Raw genomic sequence first — 16,615 nt, forward strand, 5'->3', positions numbered from 1 at the left:
AAAAAGGGGGTACACTGTTGAACACAGTATTAACACAGGTTTTAAAAGAATTTGTATCAGAATCGTGGTACTTCCCGCAGATCCGGGTAGTAGATGCTGTTGAGATACTGATTATTACATTTTTATTCTATCAGATTATTCTCTGGATAAAGAATACAAAAGCCTGGATGCTGCTGAGGGGGATTCTGGTTGTTGCATTGTTTATTCTGGTGGCTGCAGTTTTTAAAATGTATACGATTTTGTGGATTGCACAGAATTCACTTCCGGTCATGGCAACCGCAGTCGTGATCATTTTCCAGCCTGAGCTCAGAAGAGCATTGGAAAAACTGGGGGAAAAACAATTTGTTCCCAATATGGTGGCACTGGATAAAAGAGGAAAAGATAATGTACGTTTCAGCCAGAAAACGATCGATGGAATCGTAGAAGCATCCTTTGCGATGGGAGCAGTGAAGACAGGAGCACTTATCGTCGTAGAGCAGGCAATCATGCTGACAGAATACGAGAGCACCGGAATTGCGCTGGACTGTATTGTATCACCGCAGGTATTGATCAATATTTTTGAACACAACACACCACTTCATGATGGTGCAATCATTGTCCGTGGAGACAGGATCGTATCAGCGACCTGCTATCTTCCATTGTCAGACAATATGGGAATCAGTAAGGAGCTGGGGACCAGACATCGTGCAGCAGTCGGAATGAGTGAGGTGAGTGATGCTCTGATCGTCACCGTATCAGAAGAGACCGGGTATGTATCTGTAGCGATGGGAGGACAGCTTGTGCACAATGTTACACCGGAATATCTGAAAAAACGTCTGGAATCTATCAGTAAGAAGAGTGTGGAGATCGGACGTTTGAAAAAAATATGGAAAGGATGGAGATCGCATGAAAAGGGCGTTGACTAAAAACTGGGGTCTTAAGTTGTTGGCATTTGTATTCTCTGTCCTTTTATGGATAATTGTTATGAATATTGAAGATCCGGTGGACGAACGGACATTTTCCGGAATCCAGGTGACAGTGACACATCCGGAAATCGTAACAAATCCGGGCAATACATATCAGATTCTGGATGACAGCAGGACGATATCCGTAACAGTAAAGGCAAAACGTTCTATTTTAAATAAAATTAAAACTGATGATATCAGAGCAACAGCGGATATGAAGAATCTGGATGTCAGAACCAGATCCCTGATCCCGATCGATATATCGATCCCTTCTTATGCAGGAAGGTTTGAGGCGACTGCCAATCCGATCAATCTGCGAGTAAGCATTGAACTTGGAAAATCAGAGACTTTCCCGATCACTGCAACCAGTTCGGGAACACCGAGAGACGGATATCAGGTGGGTGAGCTGAAAGCAAATCCGGAGAAGATTAAGATCAGCGGACCAGAATCAGTAATCGATTCAATCGACAAGGTGGTAGCACTTGTCGATGTTTCAGGACAGTCTAAAGATGAGGAAAAAGAAGCAGAGCTGATTCTTTATGATAACAATGGAAAGATCGTAGATTCGACACAGATTGAGAATAACCTGGGAGACGAAGGACTGAAGGTAAAAATCACCATGCTTCAGACAAAGAGTATTCCGGTAGAATTTGATACTTCACTGATCGGTACTGCGAGCGGATATCATTTCAGCGGAATCAGTATCCAGCCGGAAAGCATTCAGATCGTAGGCACAGAGGAGCAGCTGGAAACGGTAGATTCTATTGAAATTCCGGCAGAAGAGCTGGCAGAAGATGGTCTGGACCAGACAATAGAGAAGACAGTAGATATCGCCAATTATCTTCCGTACTGGGCAAAGACAGACCAGGACAGCGCAGGAGGCGTACCGATCGTTATAAAGATCCAGGTAGAGAAATTCGGAACTAAGACAGTTGAATTCCCATACAATTCCATTGCGCTGCTGAATGCACCAAAGGATTACAAGGTGTCATATGCAGAACAGGGCGATCTGGAAATTGTTGTGCGTGGTTCTAAAGAGGATCTGGATGATTTTACTCTTGAAAAAGGAAGTGTGTCAATCAATCTGAACGATTGCAAGACAGCGGGAACCTATAATGTTCCGATCCAGGTTACACTTCCTGACGGAATTGAACTTGAAGATACGATCAATGTACAGATCACATTGACAAAGAGCAGTGGAGGAGAAAATGATCAGTAAAAAGGTAACGATCAAAAATCCGACGGGATTGCATTTGAGACCGGCAGGACTTTTCTGCAAGATGGCACTGGAATATGAAAGTAAGATCACTTTCCGATATCGCGAATCGGAAGGTAATGCGAAAAGTGTGCTAAGCGTGTTGGGGGCATGCATCAAGTCCGGTGATACCATTGAGATCGTGTGCGAGGGGAAAGATGAGAGCAAGGCACTTGACGCTATGGTAGAATTAGTGGAAAGTGGGATTGGAGAGTAAGAGATAAATGAAAAAAGAGGGATTTTATTCATCGGGAGAATTTGCCCGTATGGCACATGTCACCGTGCGTACCATCAGATATTATGACAGCCATGATATATTAAAACCGTCTTTTGTAAATGAATCAGGAGCTCGTTTTTATACAGATGAGGATTTCACAAGACTTCAGCAGATACTTCTGCTGAAGTTTTTGGGTTTTTCGTTGAATGATATCAAAAATATGACTATCGGAGATATGGATTATCATTTTTTGTCAGATTCGCTGGAAGTACAATTAAAACTGGTTCGTGATAAGATCGAACAATTGCAGCTGGTTGAAAAGGCAATTGAAGATACTTCCGGTGAGATCAGAGAGTATCATACGGTAAACTGGAACAAAATGCTGGAACTGATTCATCTTACAGGAATGGAAAATGCGGTAAAGAAGCAGTATCAAAATGCCACCAATATTGCTTCCCGAATCCGCCTGCACCGATTATATTCGGTAAATAAAGAGGGATGGTTCCCCTGGATCTATCGAAATCTTGAATTGAAAAATGGACTGAAGGTTTTAGAAATCGGTTGTGGAAACGGAATGCTCTGGAAAGAGAATATACAGAAAATACCAGACAGCATCAGCATAACACTTTCTGACCTGTCCGAGGGTATGTTAAGAGATGCCAGAAGAAACATCGGTCAAAAGGATAAGAGATTTGAATTTGAAATCCTAGATGCAGAAAAGATTCCCTTTATGGCAGAAACCTTTGATCTGGTGATTGCCAATCATATGCTGTTTTATTGTGAAGATCTGAGTCAGACCTGCAGGGAAGTGGCAAGAGTATTAAAGAAATTCGGAAGATTCATATGCAGTACCTATGGAAAAAAACATATGAAAGAAGTAAGTGAGCTGGCAAAAGGATTTGACAATCGGATTGTACTGTCAGCTGACAATCTGTATGAGAAATTTGGGAAAGAAAACGGAAAAGAAATCTTGAGACCATATTTTCATGAAATTTCGTGGCAGGAATATAAAGATAAGCTGGAAATTCAGGATGCAGAACCGTTGATCGCATATATCCTTTCCTGCCATGGCAATCAGAATCAATACATCTTGAGCAGATACCAGGAGTTCAGAGATTATGTAAAACAAAAAGCTGGCAAAGGATACGATGTGACAAAAGAAGCAGGCATTTTTGTCTGCAGGAAATAAACAGTGCAAAAATGTCTGCCTCTATCTTGAGAACAGGATAAATAATATTAGGATAAATCCGGTCAAGAGGCTAGACTTCTGAAATCAGGATCTCCAAAAAAGTATATGCTTTAATCTAGAGTCTTTAAGGATATCATAAAAAAATACTTGAAGGTAACGTAACGTCATCTTTTATAATAGTAATTGTAAATAATAGAACTAAATTGCTGCATACAGACAAGATCGTGTACAGAGAGGAGAATTTTAGATGAAAGGAATCATTCTTGCAGGTGGATCAGGAACAAGACTTTATCCATTAACTATGGTAACATCGAAACAGCTACTTCCGATTTATGACAAACCAATGATTTATTATCCAATGTCAGTGCTTATGAATGCGGGGATCAGAGATATTCTGATTATTTCGACACCTGCAGATACACCGAGATTTCAGGATCTGTTAGGAGATGGACACCAGTTTGGCGTAAATCTTCAGTATGCTGTACAGCCAAGTCCGGATGGACTGGCACAGGCATTTATCATAGGAGCAGACTTTATTGGTGATGAGCCGGTGGCAATGGTTTTAGGAGATAATATTTTTGCCGGACATGGCTTGAAGAAGAGATTAAAAGCCGCAGTAGAAAATGCAGAAACAGGAAAAGGGGCAACCGTTTTCGGATATTATGTAGATGATCCGGAACGTTTTGGAATTGTAGAGTTTGATAAGAATGGAAAAGCTGTCTCTATTGAAGAGAAGCCGGAACATCCAAAGAGTAATTATTGTGTAACAGGTCTTTATTTTTACGATAACCGTGTTGTTGAATACGCAAAGAACTTAAAACCAAGTGCAAGAGGAGAACTGGAAATCACAGATCTGAACCGCATTTATCTGGAAGATAACAGCTTGAATGTGGAACTTCTTGGACAGGGATTTACCTGGCTTGACACAGGAACCCATGAATCACTGGTAGATGCAACGAATTTTGTAAAGACAGTAGAGCAGCATCAGCATAGAAAAATTGCGTGTCTCGAGGAAATCGCATATCTGAACGGATGGATTTCAAAGGAAGAAGTTCTTGAAGTTTATGAAGTTTTAAAGAAAAATCAGTATGGACAGTACCTGAAAGATGTATTAGATGGAAAATATCAGGAACATTTGTATTAAGAAAGATGAGGAAATAAGAATGACGATAATTGTAACCGGAGGAGCCGGATTTATAGGAAGTAACTTTGTATTTCATATGCTGGAAAAATATCCTGACTATCGAATTGTATGCGTAGATAAGCTGACATATGCAGGAAACTTATCTACTTTGGCACCGGTCATGGATAATCCGAACTTCCGTTTCTGTAAGATTGATATCTGCGACAGAGAGGCAATCTATCAATTGTTTGAAGAAGAACATCCGGATATGGTTGTAAACTTCGCAGCAGAATCCCATGTAGACCGTTCTATTGAGAACCCGGAAGTATTCCTTGATACTAATATCAAAGGAACTGCTGTTATGATGGACGCCTGCCGTAAATATGGAATCCAGAGATATCATCAGGTAAGTACAGATGAAGTATATGGTGATCTTCCGCTGGACAGACCGGACCTTTTCTTTACAGAAGAAACACCGATCCACACAAGCTCTCCGTACAGCAGTTCCAAGGCAGGAGCAGACCTTCTGGTTCTTGCTTATCACAGAACCTATGGACTTCCTGTAACCATCAGCCGTTGCTCCAACAACTATGGCCCATATCATTTCCCGGAAAAACTGATTCCGTTGATGATCGCCAATGCATTAGCTGATAAGCCGCTTCCGGTTTATGGAGAAGGCTTAAATGTACGTGACTGGTTATATGTTGAGGATCATTGCCGTGCCATCGACCTTATTATTCATAAAGGACGTGTCGGAGAAGTGTACAATGTCGGCGGACATAATGAAATGAAGAATATCGATATCGTAAAGATCATCTGTAAAGAACTTGGAAAACCGGAAAGTCTGATCACACATGTAACCGACCGTAAAGGACATGATATGCGTTACGCCATCGATCCGACTAAGATCCACAATGAACTTGGATGGCTTCCGGAAACCAAATTTGAAGATGGAATCAAAAAGACCATTCAGTGGTACTTAGATAACAAGGAATGGTGGGAGACAATCATTTCCGGCGAATATCAGAATTACTATGAAAAAATGTATGGCAACAGATAAGAATAGTAGGAGCGATAGTCGAATGAAAGTATTTGTAACAGGTGTGGCAGGTCAGCTTGGCCATGATGTCATGAATGAATTGAAAAAAAGAGGCTATGAGGGCATCGGTTCTGATCTTGCACCGGAATATGCGGGAGTGCAGGACGGAAGTGCTGTTACCACAATGCCATATGTTCCTTTAGATATTACAGATAAAGAAGCAGTAGAAAAAGTTCTCACAGAATGCAGACCGGATGTTGTGATCCACTGTGCTGCATGGACTGCGGTAGATCTTGCAGAAGATGAGGATAAGATGGGAAAGGTTCGTGCTATCAATGCCGGAGGGACAGAAAATATTGCAAAGGTTTGCAAAAAGCTTGACTGCAAGATGGTTTACATTTCCACAGACTATGTATTTGACGGACAGGGAACAGAACCATGGCAGCCGGATTGCACTGCTTATAAGCCCCTGAATGTTTACGGACAGACAAAGCTGGAAGGTGAGCAGGCGGTCAGCAGCAATCTTGAACGCTACTTTATCGTTCGTATTGCATGGGTATTTGGAGTAAATGGAAAGAACTTTATTAAAACGATGCTGAATGTAGCGAAGACTCATGATACGCTGAAGGTTGTAAATGACCAGATCGGTACCCCGACATATACCTATGATCTGGCACGTTTGCTGGTGGATATGATCGAAACCGACAAATATGGTTATTATCATGTGACAAACGAAGGCGGCTATATCAGCTGGTATGATTTTACTAAGGAAATATTCCGACAGGCCGTAGAGATGGGAAGAACAGAATATGCCGAGGATGCTGTGAAAGTGCTTCCGGTTACAACGGAAGAATACGGAGTTTCCAAGGCAAAACGACCGTTCAACAGCAGATTAGATAAGAAGAAGCTGGTGGAAAATGGTTTTGTACCTCTCCCGACATGGCAGGATGCTTTGAAGAGATATTTGAAAGAAATTGAGTTCTAGGTAAGGAGCGGAAAAAATGGGACAGATTAAAGTAGAAAAAAATGCGGGTGGAATCGAAGGACTTTGCGTGATCGAACCAACCGTACACGGTGATGCGCGCGGATATTTTATGGAGACATACAATCAGAAAGATATGGAAGAAGCAGGACTTACAATGACCTTTGTACAGGATAATCAGTCTTCTTCTACCAAAGGAGTACTCAGAGGTCTGCATTTTCAGAAACAGTTTCCTCAGGGAAAACTGGTCCGTGTTGTAAAAGGAAGCGTTTTTGATGTCGCTGTGGACTTGAGAAGCGGATCCGAAACCTATGGGAAATGGTTTGGAGTAGAACTGACAGAAGAAAATAAAAAACAGTTCTATATTCCGGAAGGATTCGCTCACGGATTCCTGGTGTTATCTGACCTGGCAGAATTCTGCTACAAGTGTACAGATTTTTATCATCCGGGAGATGAAGGCGGACTTGCATGGAATGATCCGGAAATCGGCATCGAATGGCCGGAGCTGACGGGAGAATATCATGGTACAGCAAGCGGCGAAGGTTATGCATTGACAGATGGAACCAAACTGAATTTAAGTGAAAAAGATGTATTATGGAAAGGTTTGAAAGATACCTTCCGATTTGAATAACAGGAATACTTATCCTCGGCACGAGTTGTGCCGGGGATTTTCATTTTATGAGAAAAATCTTAAAAAAAAGGAAAAATGTTTTAATTGAACCTTGTATGTGTTATAATCAGAGGTAAATGTTAAAATTTTGCTATATACAAATGGAGGAATTATTATGAATAAAGCTACATTAGTTGTTATGGCAGCTGGGATTGGAAGCAGATTTGGCGGTGGCATTAAGCAGTTAGAGCCGGTAGGACCAAAGGGCGAGATCATTATGGACTATTCTATTTATGATGCAATACAGGCAGGTTTTGATAAAGTTGTTTTCGTTATCAGAAAAGACTTGGAGGAAGATTTCCGTAGAATTATCGGAGACCGTATCGAGAAAAAAATCAAAGTCGAGTATGCTTTCCAGGAGGTGGATGATATACCGGCAGAATATAAAGAAAAGTTTGCCGGAAGAACGAAACCTTGGGGAACCGGTCAGGCCATTTTATGCTGTAAGGATGTAGTAAAAGAACCATTCCTTGTAATAAATGCGGATGATTATTATGGAAAAGAAGCTTATGTAGAAGCTTTTCGTGAACTGACGAAGGAAGAAGAAAAGTCAGACAAGATGCAGATCAGCATGGTAGGCTTTGTTCTTAAGAATACATTGAGTGAGAATGGCGGTGTGACACGAGGAGTCTGCAAGGTGGATGAGAACCAGATGCTGACCAAGATCGTGGAAACCTCCAATATCGTGAAAACAGAAACAGGTGCCGCAGTTTTAGCTGATGGAAAGGAAGAAATCATTAATGCGGATACTCCGGTTTCTATGAATATGTGGGGACTTACACCAGAATTTTTTGGTATTTTAGAGAGTGGTTTTGCTGAATTCCTTGACAAACAAGAAGCAGGCAATCTGAAAGGAGAATATCTGCTTCCGACCATTATCGGAGATCTTCTGGAAAAAGATCAGGTTTCGGTAAAAGTGTTAAAATCCCATGACAAGTGGTTTGGGGTTACCTATAAAGAAGACAAAGACCTTGTCGTAAGAGAAGTAAAAGCTCTGATAGAAAAAGGGCTATATCCAGAGAATTAAGGAAGAGGAAAAGAATAAATGGGTGATGTATTATATATAGTAGTTCCTTGCTACAACGAAGAAGCGGTTCTTCCGGAAACGCAAAAAGAACTGGGCAATAAGCTGGAAACAATGATTACAGCTGGTGCTGTTTCCGAAAAGAGCAGAATTATTTTTGTAGACGACGGATCAAAAGACAAAACATGGGAACTCATCGAAAAATATCACAGTGAGAATCCGAGAATTGGCGGTGTCAAGCTGGCACACAACAGAGGTCATCAGTTCGCAGTTCTGGCCGGTCTTATGACAGTAAAAGATCTGTGTGATATGGCGATTACCATGGATGCGGATCTACAGGATGACATCGATGTAGTAGACAAATTTGTTGAAAAATACAAAGAAGGTTGTGAAGTTGTATATGGAGTCAGAAATTCCCGTGCAACGGATACGTTCTTCAAAAAAACGACTGCAGAAGGATTTTACAAGATCATGCAGGCGATGGGAGTAGACATCGTATTTAACCATGCAGACTATCGACTGATGAGTAAAACCGTATTAGATGCCTTATCTGAATATAAAGAAGTAAATCTGTTTCTGCGTGGAATCGTTCCACTGATCGGATACAAAAGCGATACCGTAGAATATGCAAGAAAAGAACGTTTTGCCGGAGAATCCAAATATCCGCTGAAAAAAATGCTTGCCTTTGCTATTGATGGAATTACTTCATTCAGTATTAAACCAATCCGTCTGATCACAACTCTCGGTGTAGGAGCCTTATGCGCCAGTGCGCTGATGATCATCTGGTTTATTATCGGAGCAGTCAGAGGAAACACAGTTTCGGGCTGGGCAACCATCGTTATTTCCATCTGGCTTTTTGGAGGACTCATCTTATTAGGTCTGGGCGTTGTCGGAGAGTATATTGGAAAGATTTATATGGAAGCAAAAGGAAGACCACGCTTCAGAGTAGAAAAATTCTTAGGGTAGAAGTAGAATGCGGAAATTAAAAGAATTATGGGATAAAATCGGAGTCCAGTTTATTAAATTTGGCATGGTAGGAGTAAGTAATACGGTTGTTTCACTGGCAACTTATTATTTGTTTACATTTTTTGGTGTGCATTATCTCATCGCGAATGCACTTGGATTTGTGACAGGAACGCTGAATGCATATTATTGGAACAGCAAATTCGTATTTAAAGAAGAAGCAAAAGAGAGTGGCAATAAAAAAGAATCCCTGGTAAAAACCTATATTTCTTATGGATTCAGCTTCATCCTCAGTACTCTTTTACTTTATTTACAGGTAAACATCCTGGGAATATCACAGGCTGTGGCACCGATTATCAATATTATGATCACAACGCCGATTAATTTTTTGATGAATAAATTTTGGACATTTGCTAAGAAGGGATAAATGGAATGGAATATCAAAATACAGATCACACATTTGCAGTGTGTGCATACAAGGAATCGCCGTACCTGGAAAGCTGCATCAAATCGCTTGTAAACCAGAAGGTAAAAAGTAATATTATCGTTTGTACGTCGACACCTTGTGAGTTTATCGAGAATATGGCAAAAAAATATGACATTCCCTATTATGTAAGGGAAGGAAAGAGCGATATTTGTGATGACTGGAATTTTTCTGTTGCATGTACAAAAACGAATTATGTGACAGTTGCGCATCAGGATGATGTGTATAATGAACATTATGTGGAAGAACTTTTGAAACATATTCCGGATGAAAAGATGTCGATCTTTATCGCAGATTATCTGCCTCTGAAAGGCGGAAAAGCCGGAAAACGAGATATAAACAGTAAGCTTCGGAAGTTTTTGAGACAGCCTATGAGATGTAAAAAACTTGCTGCCTCAAAATGGTGGAGAAGAAGGATTCTATCTCTGGGAAACAGCATCTGCTGTCCGGGAGTTACCTATAATAAAAGTGTGGTAGGACTTCCAATCTTTACTTCCAAGATGAAGTTCTGTATTGACTGGGATACTTTTTTGAAATGTGCAGAGATTAAAAATTCACATTTTGCTTATTGCGATACACCTATCATTTATTATCGAATTCATGATGGGGCAACAAGCAAGGAATTTATCGTCGATCACAGAAGAATCAAAGAAGATACCGATATGTTTAATAAATTCTGGCCTTCTTTTTTAACAAAGATCATTATGGTTTTTTACAAAAGGGCTTATGATACTTACAATTAGGAACAGACAGTTTAGAATGACGGAGTAAGTAAATGAAAATAAATAGAATATTTGTAGTGCTGATGGCAGTAATTTTTATAGGAAGTCAGCCAATGGCAGTTCTGGCAGAAGATGTGTCAAATGAAATAGAAGATGTATCAAACGAAACAGAAGAGCTGCTAAATGAAACGGAAGATGTAGCAAATGAAACAGAGAATGTATCAGATGAAGCAGAAACTGTTTCAGACGAAACAGCAGAGAGTGCAGGACTGAGGGATCAGAGCGGATTTGTGGAGAACAGTTTCCGATATTCCAACGGACAGCCGATCCAAAAGAGGTCAGCCAGTGCATATGCCATCAGTGATACATCGAATGCCTATAAAAAAATCAACGGCGTTTGCTATAATTCACAGGGAGAACCGGTTGAGGGGGCAATCGGAAAGGTCATCGACGTGAGTGAACACAACCAGGATATTGACTGGGAAAAAGTAAAGAACTCAGATATCGATTTTGCAATTCTCCGTGTTGGATATGGAAATGATGTTTCTTATCAAGATGATAAAAAATGGCAGTATAACGTATCTGAGTGTACAAGATTAGGAATTCCTTTCGGAGTTTATATCTATTCTTACGCTGAGAATACAACGGAAGCCGAAAGTGAAGCGGATCACGTACTGCGACTGATCAAGGGATACAATCTGGCATATCCGGTGTATTATGATCTGGAGGATAACAGCCAGGTCAGCCTTGGAAATGCCACGATCCAGAAGTTTGCTGAAACCTTTTGCAATAAGATCAGCAATGCAGGATATCAGGTGGGTGTGTATGCGAATCTGAATTGGTGGAACAATTATCTGACAGGCAGTGTCTATAACAACTGGCATCGCTGGGTGGCACAGTATAATTATCAATGTGATTATAACGGGAATTATGATATGTGGCAGTGCACCAGCAAGGCACAGGTGGATGGAATCAGTACAGATGTGGATGTCAGCTTTTACTATGGCAATCTGTTAAGTGATGCAGATGTGAATACACCGGTTGTAGAAGTAGGTGATACCGACCTTATCAGCTATTGTGCAAATATTCAAAATGATGGCTGGACAGACTGGAAGAAAAACGGGCATACCCTTGGAACAATCGGAAAGAGCCTGCGTCTGGAGGCACTGAAAATCCAGACAAACAGCGAAAATCTAGGAGTAAGTTATACCGGACTTGTGGCTGGGTATGGATGGACTGATGAAGTTCAAACCGGCGCAATGCTTGGCACAGAAGGCCAGAGCAGAGCTCTGGAGGCTATTAAACTTAATCTGACCGGAGATGATGCAGAGAATTACGATATTTATTACCGGGTACATAGCAGTAATTTTGGCTGGCTTGGCTGGGCGAAAAATGGAGAGAAAGCCGGAACAGAAGAGTATGGCTATGCGATAGAGGCAGTACAGATTGCTGTTTTGCCAAAGGGAAGCGCTGCTCCTGGAGAAACGGCAGATGCGTATCATTTTAACGAAGAGTGGAATAAACCGTCAGTTAAATATACCGCCCATGTGCAAAATGTCGGTTGGCAGCCGACTTGCTGCAATCAGGAAACAGCAGGAACGATCGGGAAAAACCAGCGTCTGGAAGCTTTGCAAATAAGTTTGTCTGGTCGTGGATTTTCAGGAGACATTCATTATAGTACCCATGTGGAAGATATTGGATGGCAATTAGAAGTTTCAAATGGAGAAATGGCAGGGACAATCGGACAGAATAAGAGGATTGAAGCAATAAAAATCTGGCTGACCGGTGAGATAGAAAAGGAATATGATGTGTATTACCGCGTCCATGTCCAGAACTTTGGCTGGCTTGACTGGGCGAAGAATGGAGAAATTGCAGGAACGGTTAACTATGGTTATCGGATGGAAGCAATAAAGATTGCTCTGGTTCGTAAAGACGGAGAAGGGCTGACACCGGTAGGAACTTCCTCAAAAACCTTTGATACCCAGGCTGTTTACAGTGCCCATGTTCAAAATATTGGCTGGCAGGATGAGGTCTATAATGGAGAGACGATCGGAACCGTTGGTCAGGGACTCCGCATGGAGGCTTTGAAACTGGATTTATATAAGCCATTGTATTCGGGAGAGGTTACCTATAGCGCCCATGTTCAGAATATTGGCTGGCAGGACTGGAAAAAAGATGGCGAGATATCCGGTACAGTCGGAGAAAAACTCCAAATGGAAGCGGTTAAGATAAAACTGACCGGTGAGATGGCGGATCATTACGATATTTATTATCGTGCACAGGTTGAAGAACTTGGCTGGCTGGATTGGGTAAAAGATGGAAAAGAAGCCGGGACTACAGGCAAGGGATACAGACTGGAATCCTTGGAGATTAAACTTGTGCCGAAGACAGAAGGATAAAAAGAAGCATAAGGAATAGAAGAGACGCTGAAGTGATTTGCCATGAACTTCAGCGTTTCTCTGCCTTGAAAGTTATAAAAATGTTGCTACTCTAAGAATGTGGGTGCTATACTAAGACTGAAACAGTGGGGGATCTGATGAATAAGTAAGGAGAATACTATGGGAAAGAAAGCAAAGCAAATGGCTGCACTTTTTATGGCAGGTGCTGTGATAACAGGAATGACAGAAATGCCGCTTCGTGTATATGCCGAAGAAGAACCTCAGAAAGTCGAAGAAAAGCTGATAGAAACAGACGAATATGGAAACGTGTATGAAATAGAACCGGAAATAGGATTAGTTGAAGAAGACAAAAGTATTCGAATGGCAAGATCTTCTTCTGCCCAAATCGTCAATTTTAATACAAAAGGTGCTGTGGTTACAGAATACACAGAAGCAGAAACCGGCGCCCAGGGATATACCTGCGGTGCGTACGGTGCGGACGCTGCTTATCTTGGAACCAGCGATGGAAAAGTGCGGTTTATGCTTTCAGGCGTGATCGGAGAAATCGATCCGGATGAAGTACAGGTCGTAGATATTTCCCAGGTTGAATCCCTTAGTTGTTATCAGGTCTCATCCGGAAGACTCTATCATAATATCGTTGGAAACGTAACGAATAATGATTACAATGCCTGCCTGGACAATGGACCGGCACCGGAGTATCTTGCAGAGGGCACTGATTATTATAGTTATGACGGACATTATTTTTACACCTACGATAATTTTGAAAATATGCTGGAAGATTATCAAAACGGTGACCGTTCACATTCTGTGAATCCGTCTGCTCCATATTATAATTATTTTCAGTATCTGCCGCTTCGCAGTCAGAGCAATTATAGTGCAGATGAATTGAATTCTATCATCAATGCAAAGACTGATTCGGACTCTAAAATGTGGGATAGCGGTGCACAGTTTGTGAAAAATCAGGATACATACGGTGTAAATGCCCTGATGATGGCAGGAACAGCAGCCCTTGAGAGCGGATGGGGAAAGAGTAGTATTGCAAAGGAAAAGAATAATCTTTTCGGTTTAAATGCTGTAGATACCTCTCCTGGAGAGAGTGCCAATAGTTACAAGGATGTCTCTACCTGTCTCAAGGATTTTGCGGAAACTTATATGTCGAAGCAATATTTAAGACCGGGATGTGGAACCTATAAAGGAGCCTATCTGGGTAATAAAGGAAGTGGAATTAACGTCCACTATGCATCCGATCCGTTTTGGGGTGAGAAGATCGCCAATTTGATGTGGAGCCTCGACAGGACAAATGGATCAAAGGATTATGGAAAATATTCCATTGGAATAAAGGATTTGATAAACAGTGAACATACCACGCTGAATGTCAGAAAAGAAAGCAATACTTCTTCTGATGTGCTGTATAAGACAGCTGCTCAGTCACAGTATGCATTTTTACTTTTGGATAATGGTGAAGCAGCGAATGGATTTTACCGGGTTCAGAGCGATGGTGTCCTTACAGAGGGAAGAAACGGAGTAGACAGCAGTACCGGTAACTATAATTTTCAGGATATGTATGGATATGCCAGTACAGATTACATTTCACTTATTCAGAAAGGAAATGGATCTTCTTCAAATGTGAAGCCGCCTGAAAATAACAAGCCGGATACAGGGGAAGAGGTAGAGCCGGTAGCAGTACCGGATGAAGTGAAGGATGCCTTATCTGTTTCGGCACACGTAACAAATCTTGGATGGTTAGATGAAACCGGAAATGGTGAAAAGGCAGGTACTGTAGGCCTTGGATACGCAATGCAGGCCATGAAAATGCAGATATCAGGAATTGATGGTCTGGGTATCGAATATCGTGCCCATGTGGCGGATGATGGCTGGCAGGATTATGTTGCAGACGGTGAACAGGCAGGAACAACCGGGCAGAGCAAAGCAATACAGGCAGTTCAGATTCGTTTGACAGGCGAAAAGAAAGACGAATATCAGATTCTATATCGTGCCCATGTGGCAAATGATGGATGGCAGAATTATGTCACAACAGATGAGATTGCAGGAACAACCGGAGAATCGAAGGATTTACAGGCAATCCAGATCGTATTGCTGAAAAAAGAAAAGGATGTAGATGTTGAGAATAAAGACCTCCTTTCTTACAGTACTTTTGTGCAGGATCTTGGCTGGACCGGTCAGGTGAAAAATGGAGAACAAAGTGGTACAGTAGGTTTGTCGAAAGCAATCCAAAGTATAAAGATTAATGCAAATCTTGCAGACCTAAATGTGGAATATTCAACTTATGTGCCAAATGCAGGATGGCAGGAATATGCTGCAGATGGAAAGGAATCGACAGCAAATGACGATCCAAAAAGAACCGAAGCTATAAAAATCAGATTAAAAGGAACGCAGGCAGAGAATTACGATATTTACTATCGTGTTTATACAAGCAATTATGGCTGGCTTGGCTGGGCAAAGAATGATGAGGAGTCAGGAACTAAAGGTTATGACTGCCAGGCAGAAGCCATTCAGATCGTTGCAGGCAAAAAAGGAATGGATGCTCCCGGAAGTACGGAAAACGCATTTGTGGAGAAGGATCCGACCGTTTCTTATGCTGCGTATGTCAATGGTGAAGGATGGATGAGTCCGGTTGAAAATGGAGAAACCAGTGGTACAACAGGAAAGTCCTTGGCTTTAGGTGGAATCAAAGTTAATTTGCCTGATAAAGGTTACGCAGGAACCATTCAATATATGTCACATATACAGGATATTGGTTGGGACAGCTGGAAAGAGGAAGGTGAAGTAAGCGGCACTGCAAATGGCCAGAAGAGGCTAGAAGCTGTAAAAATCAGACTGACAGAAGAAATGGAAGAAAGATATGATATCTATTACCGTGTCCATGCGCAGAATTTCGGCTGGATGGGATGGGCCAAGAATGGAGAGGCTGCCGGAACCGAAGGCTATGGTTACCGTGTAGAAGCCATTCAGATTAAAATTGTAAAAAAAGGTGCACAGGCTCCGGGAACAACGGAACAGTGCTTCAGTAAAAAATGGACCTCCATCGTCTATTCTGCTCATGTACAGGATATTGGCTGGCAGAATAATGTAAAAGACGGGGCTCTTGCCGGAACTACCGGGGAAAGTAAACGAGTAGAAGCAATCAAAATATCCCTGTCAGGTCAAAAAGCAGAGGGAAGTGTGGAATATAGTGCCCATGTACAGGATATCGGCTGGCAAAAGTCTGTAAAAGACGGAGCCCTTGCCGGAACCACCGGAAAAGGAAAACGAGTAGAAGCGATCAAGATTAATCTTACCGGAACGCTTTCTGAATCATGTGATGTGTATTACCGTGTCCACGCACAGGATTATGGCTGGCTCGGATGGACAAAAAATGGTAATCCTGCAGGTACAGAAGGACTTTCAAAAAGAATAGAAGCAATCGAGATCAAAGTTGTTACAAAGGGAGATACTGCTCCGGAAATGGGCAAAGAAGCATTTGTCAAAAAATAAAAATACAGGCATCAATGGAAAGGTAGGAATATGAAAAAGTTTTTGAGAGATAAGAGCAGTCATATTATATTCATATGTGTTCTGCTTATACAGATCATTTTTATGATTT

Annotated in this window: 14 protein-coding genes; all 14 read left to right on the forward strand. The window is 41.5% G+C overall.

The genetic code is table 11. The annotated features are described in order from the left end of the window. The first annotated feature begins 17 nt into the window (after nt 1–17). Complete coding sequence (gene cdaA / locus AB5213_RS08710) at nt 18–905, forward strand: diadenylate cyclase CdaA (RefSeq protein ID WP_368276602.1); 888 nt, start codon at nt 18–20, stop codon at nt 903–905. Nucleotides 906–963: 58 nt separating this feature from the next. Next, nucleotides 964–2,163 carry a YbbR-like domain-containing protein gene (locus AB5213_RS08715; RefSeq protein ID WP_172676574.1) on the forward strand — a complete coding sequence of 400 codons (1,200 nt, stop codon included), beginning with the start codon at nt 964–966 and terminating at the stop codon, nt 2,161–2,163. Further along, nucleotides 2,153–2,416 carry an HPr family phosphocarrier protein gene (locus tag AB5213_RS08720; protein WP_022220312.1) on the forward strand — a complete coding sequence of 88 codons (264 nt, stop codon included), beginning with the start codon at nt 2,153–2,155 and terminating at the stop codon, nt 2,414–2,416. Before AB5213_RS08715 ends, AB5213_RS08720 begins: the two co-directional genes overlap by 11 nt. A gap of 7 nt (nt 2,417–2,423) precedes the next feature. Further along, on the forward strand, nt 2,424–3,605 hold the full coding sequence (locus AB5213_RS08725) for a methyltransferase domain-containing protein (protein ID WP_368276603.1): 1,182 nt from the start codon (nt 2,424–2,426) through the stop codon (nt 3,603–3,605). 247 nt (nt 3,606–3,852) lie between these two features. Further along, nucleotides 3,853–4,749: a glucose-1-phosphate thymidylyltransferase RfbA gene (rfbA, locus tag AB5213_RS08730; protein WP_055156554.1), complete on the forward strand. Its 897-nt coding sequence runs from the start codon at nt 3,853–3,855 to the stop codon at nt 4,747–4,749. A gap of 19 nt (nt 4,750–4,768) precedes the next feature. Beyond that, nucleotides 4,769–5,788: a dTDP-glucose 4,6-dehydratase gene (gene rfbB / locus AB5213_RS08735; protein ID WP_055156571.1), complete on the forward strand. Its 1,020-nt coding sequence runs from the start codon at nt 4,769–4,771 to the stop codon at nt 5,786–5,788. 22 nt (nt 5,789–5,810) lie between these two features. After that, a complete protein-coding gene (gene rfbD / locus AB5213_RS08740) occupies nt 5,811–6,752 on the forward strand; it encodes a dTDP-4-dehydrorhamnose reductase (protein WP_055246630.1) in 942 nt (313 codons plus the stop codon). Between the two features lie 16 nt (nt 6,753–6,768). After that, nucleotides 6,769–7,380 (forward strand): dTDP-4-dehydrorhamnose 3,5-epimerase, encoded by a 612-nt coding sequence (gene rfbC, locus AB5213_RS08745; protein WP_055156550.1) that lies wholly within the window; start codon nt 6,769–6,771, stop codon nt 7,378–7,380. A 154-nt stretch (nt 7,381–7,534) separates the two neighbouring features. Further along, nucleotides 7,535–8,446: a sugar phosphate nucleotidyltransferase gene (locus AB5213_RS08750; RefSeq protein ID WP_055246628.1), complete on the forward strand. Its 912-nt coding sequence runs from the start codon at nt 7,535–7,537 to the stop codon at nt 8,444–8,446. Nucleotides 8,447–8,464: 18 nt separating this feature from the next. Beyond that, a complete protein-coding gene (locus AB5213_RS08755) occupies nt 8,465–9,409 on the forward strand; it encodes a glycosyltransferase family 2 protein (RefSeq protein ID WP_055246627.1) in 945 nt (314 codons plus the stop codon). A gap of 7 nt (nt 9,410–9,416) precedes the next feature. Continuing rightward, nucleotides 9,417–9,833 (forward strand): GtrA family protein, encoded by a 417-nt coding sequence (locus AB5213_RS08760; RefSeq protein WP_055156544.1) that lies wholly within the window; start codon nt 9,417–9,419, stop codon nt 9,831–9,833. 5 nt (nt 9,834–9,838) lie between these two features. Beyond that, nucleotides 9,839–10,633, forward strand: a complete 795-nt coding sequence (locus AB5213_RS08765; protein ID WP_270223150.1) for a glycosyltransferase family 2 protein — start codon at nt 9,839–9,841, stop codon at nt 10,631–10,633. A gap of 32 nt (nt 10,634–10,665) precedes the next feature. After that, entirely contained in the window at nt 10,666–13,011 is a 2,346-nt protein-coding gene (locus AB5213_RS08770) for a GH25 family lysozyme (protein ID WP_082424172.1), read from the forward strand. Between the two features lie 159 nt (nt 13,012–13,170). Further along, nucleotides 13,171–16,506, forward strand: a complete 3,336-nt coding sequence (locus tag AB5213_RS08775; RefSeq protein ID WP_055246621.1) for a glucosaminidase domain-containing protein — start codon at nt 13,171–13,173, stop codon at nt 16,504–16,506. Nucleotides 16,507–16,615 lie beyond the last annotated feature (109 nt).

It is taken from the genome of Coprococcus sp. RTP21204st1_G4_RTP21204_210225 (genome assembly GCF_040915385.1).
GTDB lineage: Bacteria > Bacillota > Clostridia > Lachnospirales > Lachnospiraceae > Allocoprococcus > Allocoprococcus comes.

Excerpts from the sequence above, each read along its gene's own strand:
- AB5213_RS08755 (WP_055246627.1), top strand. The coding sequence starts at position 8,465 with ATGGGTGATGTATTATATATAGTAGTTCCTTGCTACAACGAAGAAGCG.
- AB5213_RS08725 (WP_368276603.1), top strand. The coding sequence starts at position 2,424 with ATGAAAAAAGAGGGATTTTATTCATCGGGAGAATTTGCCCGTATGGCA.
- rfbB (WP_055156571.1), top strand. The coding sequence starts at position 4,769 with ATGACGATAATTGTAACCGGAGGAGCCGGATTTATAGGAAGTAACTTT.
- AB5213_RS08770 (WP_082424172.1), top strand. The coding sequence starts at position 10,666 with ATGAAAATAAATAGAATATTTGTAGTGCTGATGGCAGTAATTTTTATA.
- AB5213_RS08775 (WP_055246621.1), top strand. The coding sequence starts at position 13,171 with ATGGGAAAGAAAGCAAAGCAAATGGCTGCACTTTTTATGGCAGGTGCT.
- rfbA (WP_055156554.1), top strand. The coding sequence starts at position 3,853 with ATGAAAGGAATCATTCTTGCAGGTGGATCAGGAACAAGACTTTATCCA.
- AB5213_RS08750 (WP_055246628.1), top strand. The coding sequence starts at position 7,535 with ATGAATAAAGCTACATTAGTTGTTATGGCAGCTGGGATTGGAAGCAGA.
- AB5213_RS08765 (WP_270223150.1), top strand. The coding sequence starts at position 9,839 with ATGGAATATCAAAATACAGATCACACATTTGCAGTGTGTGCATACAAG.
- rfbC (WP_055156550.1), top strand. The coding sequence starts at position 6,769 with ATGGGACAGATTAAAGTAGAAAAAAATGCGGGTGGAATCGAAGGACTT.
- rfbD (WP_055246630.1), top strand. The coding sequence starts at position 5,811 with ATGAAAGTATTTGTAACAGGTGTGGCAGGTCAGCTTGGCCATGATGTC.
- AB5213_RS08715 (WP_172676574.1), top strand. The coding sequence starts at position 964 with ATGAATATTGAAGATCCGGTGGACGAACGGACATTTTCCGGAATCCAG.
- AB5213_RS08760 (WP_055156544.1), top strand. The coding sequence starts at position 9,417 with ATGCGGAAATTAAAAGAATTATGGGATAAAATCGGAGTCCAGTTTATT.
- AB5213_RS08720 (WP_022220312.1), top strand. The coding sequence starts at position 2,153 with ATGATCAGTAAAAAGGTAACGATCAAAAATCCGACGGGATTGCATTTG.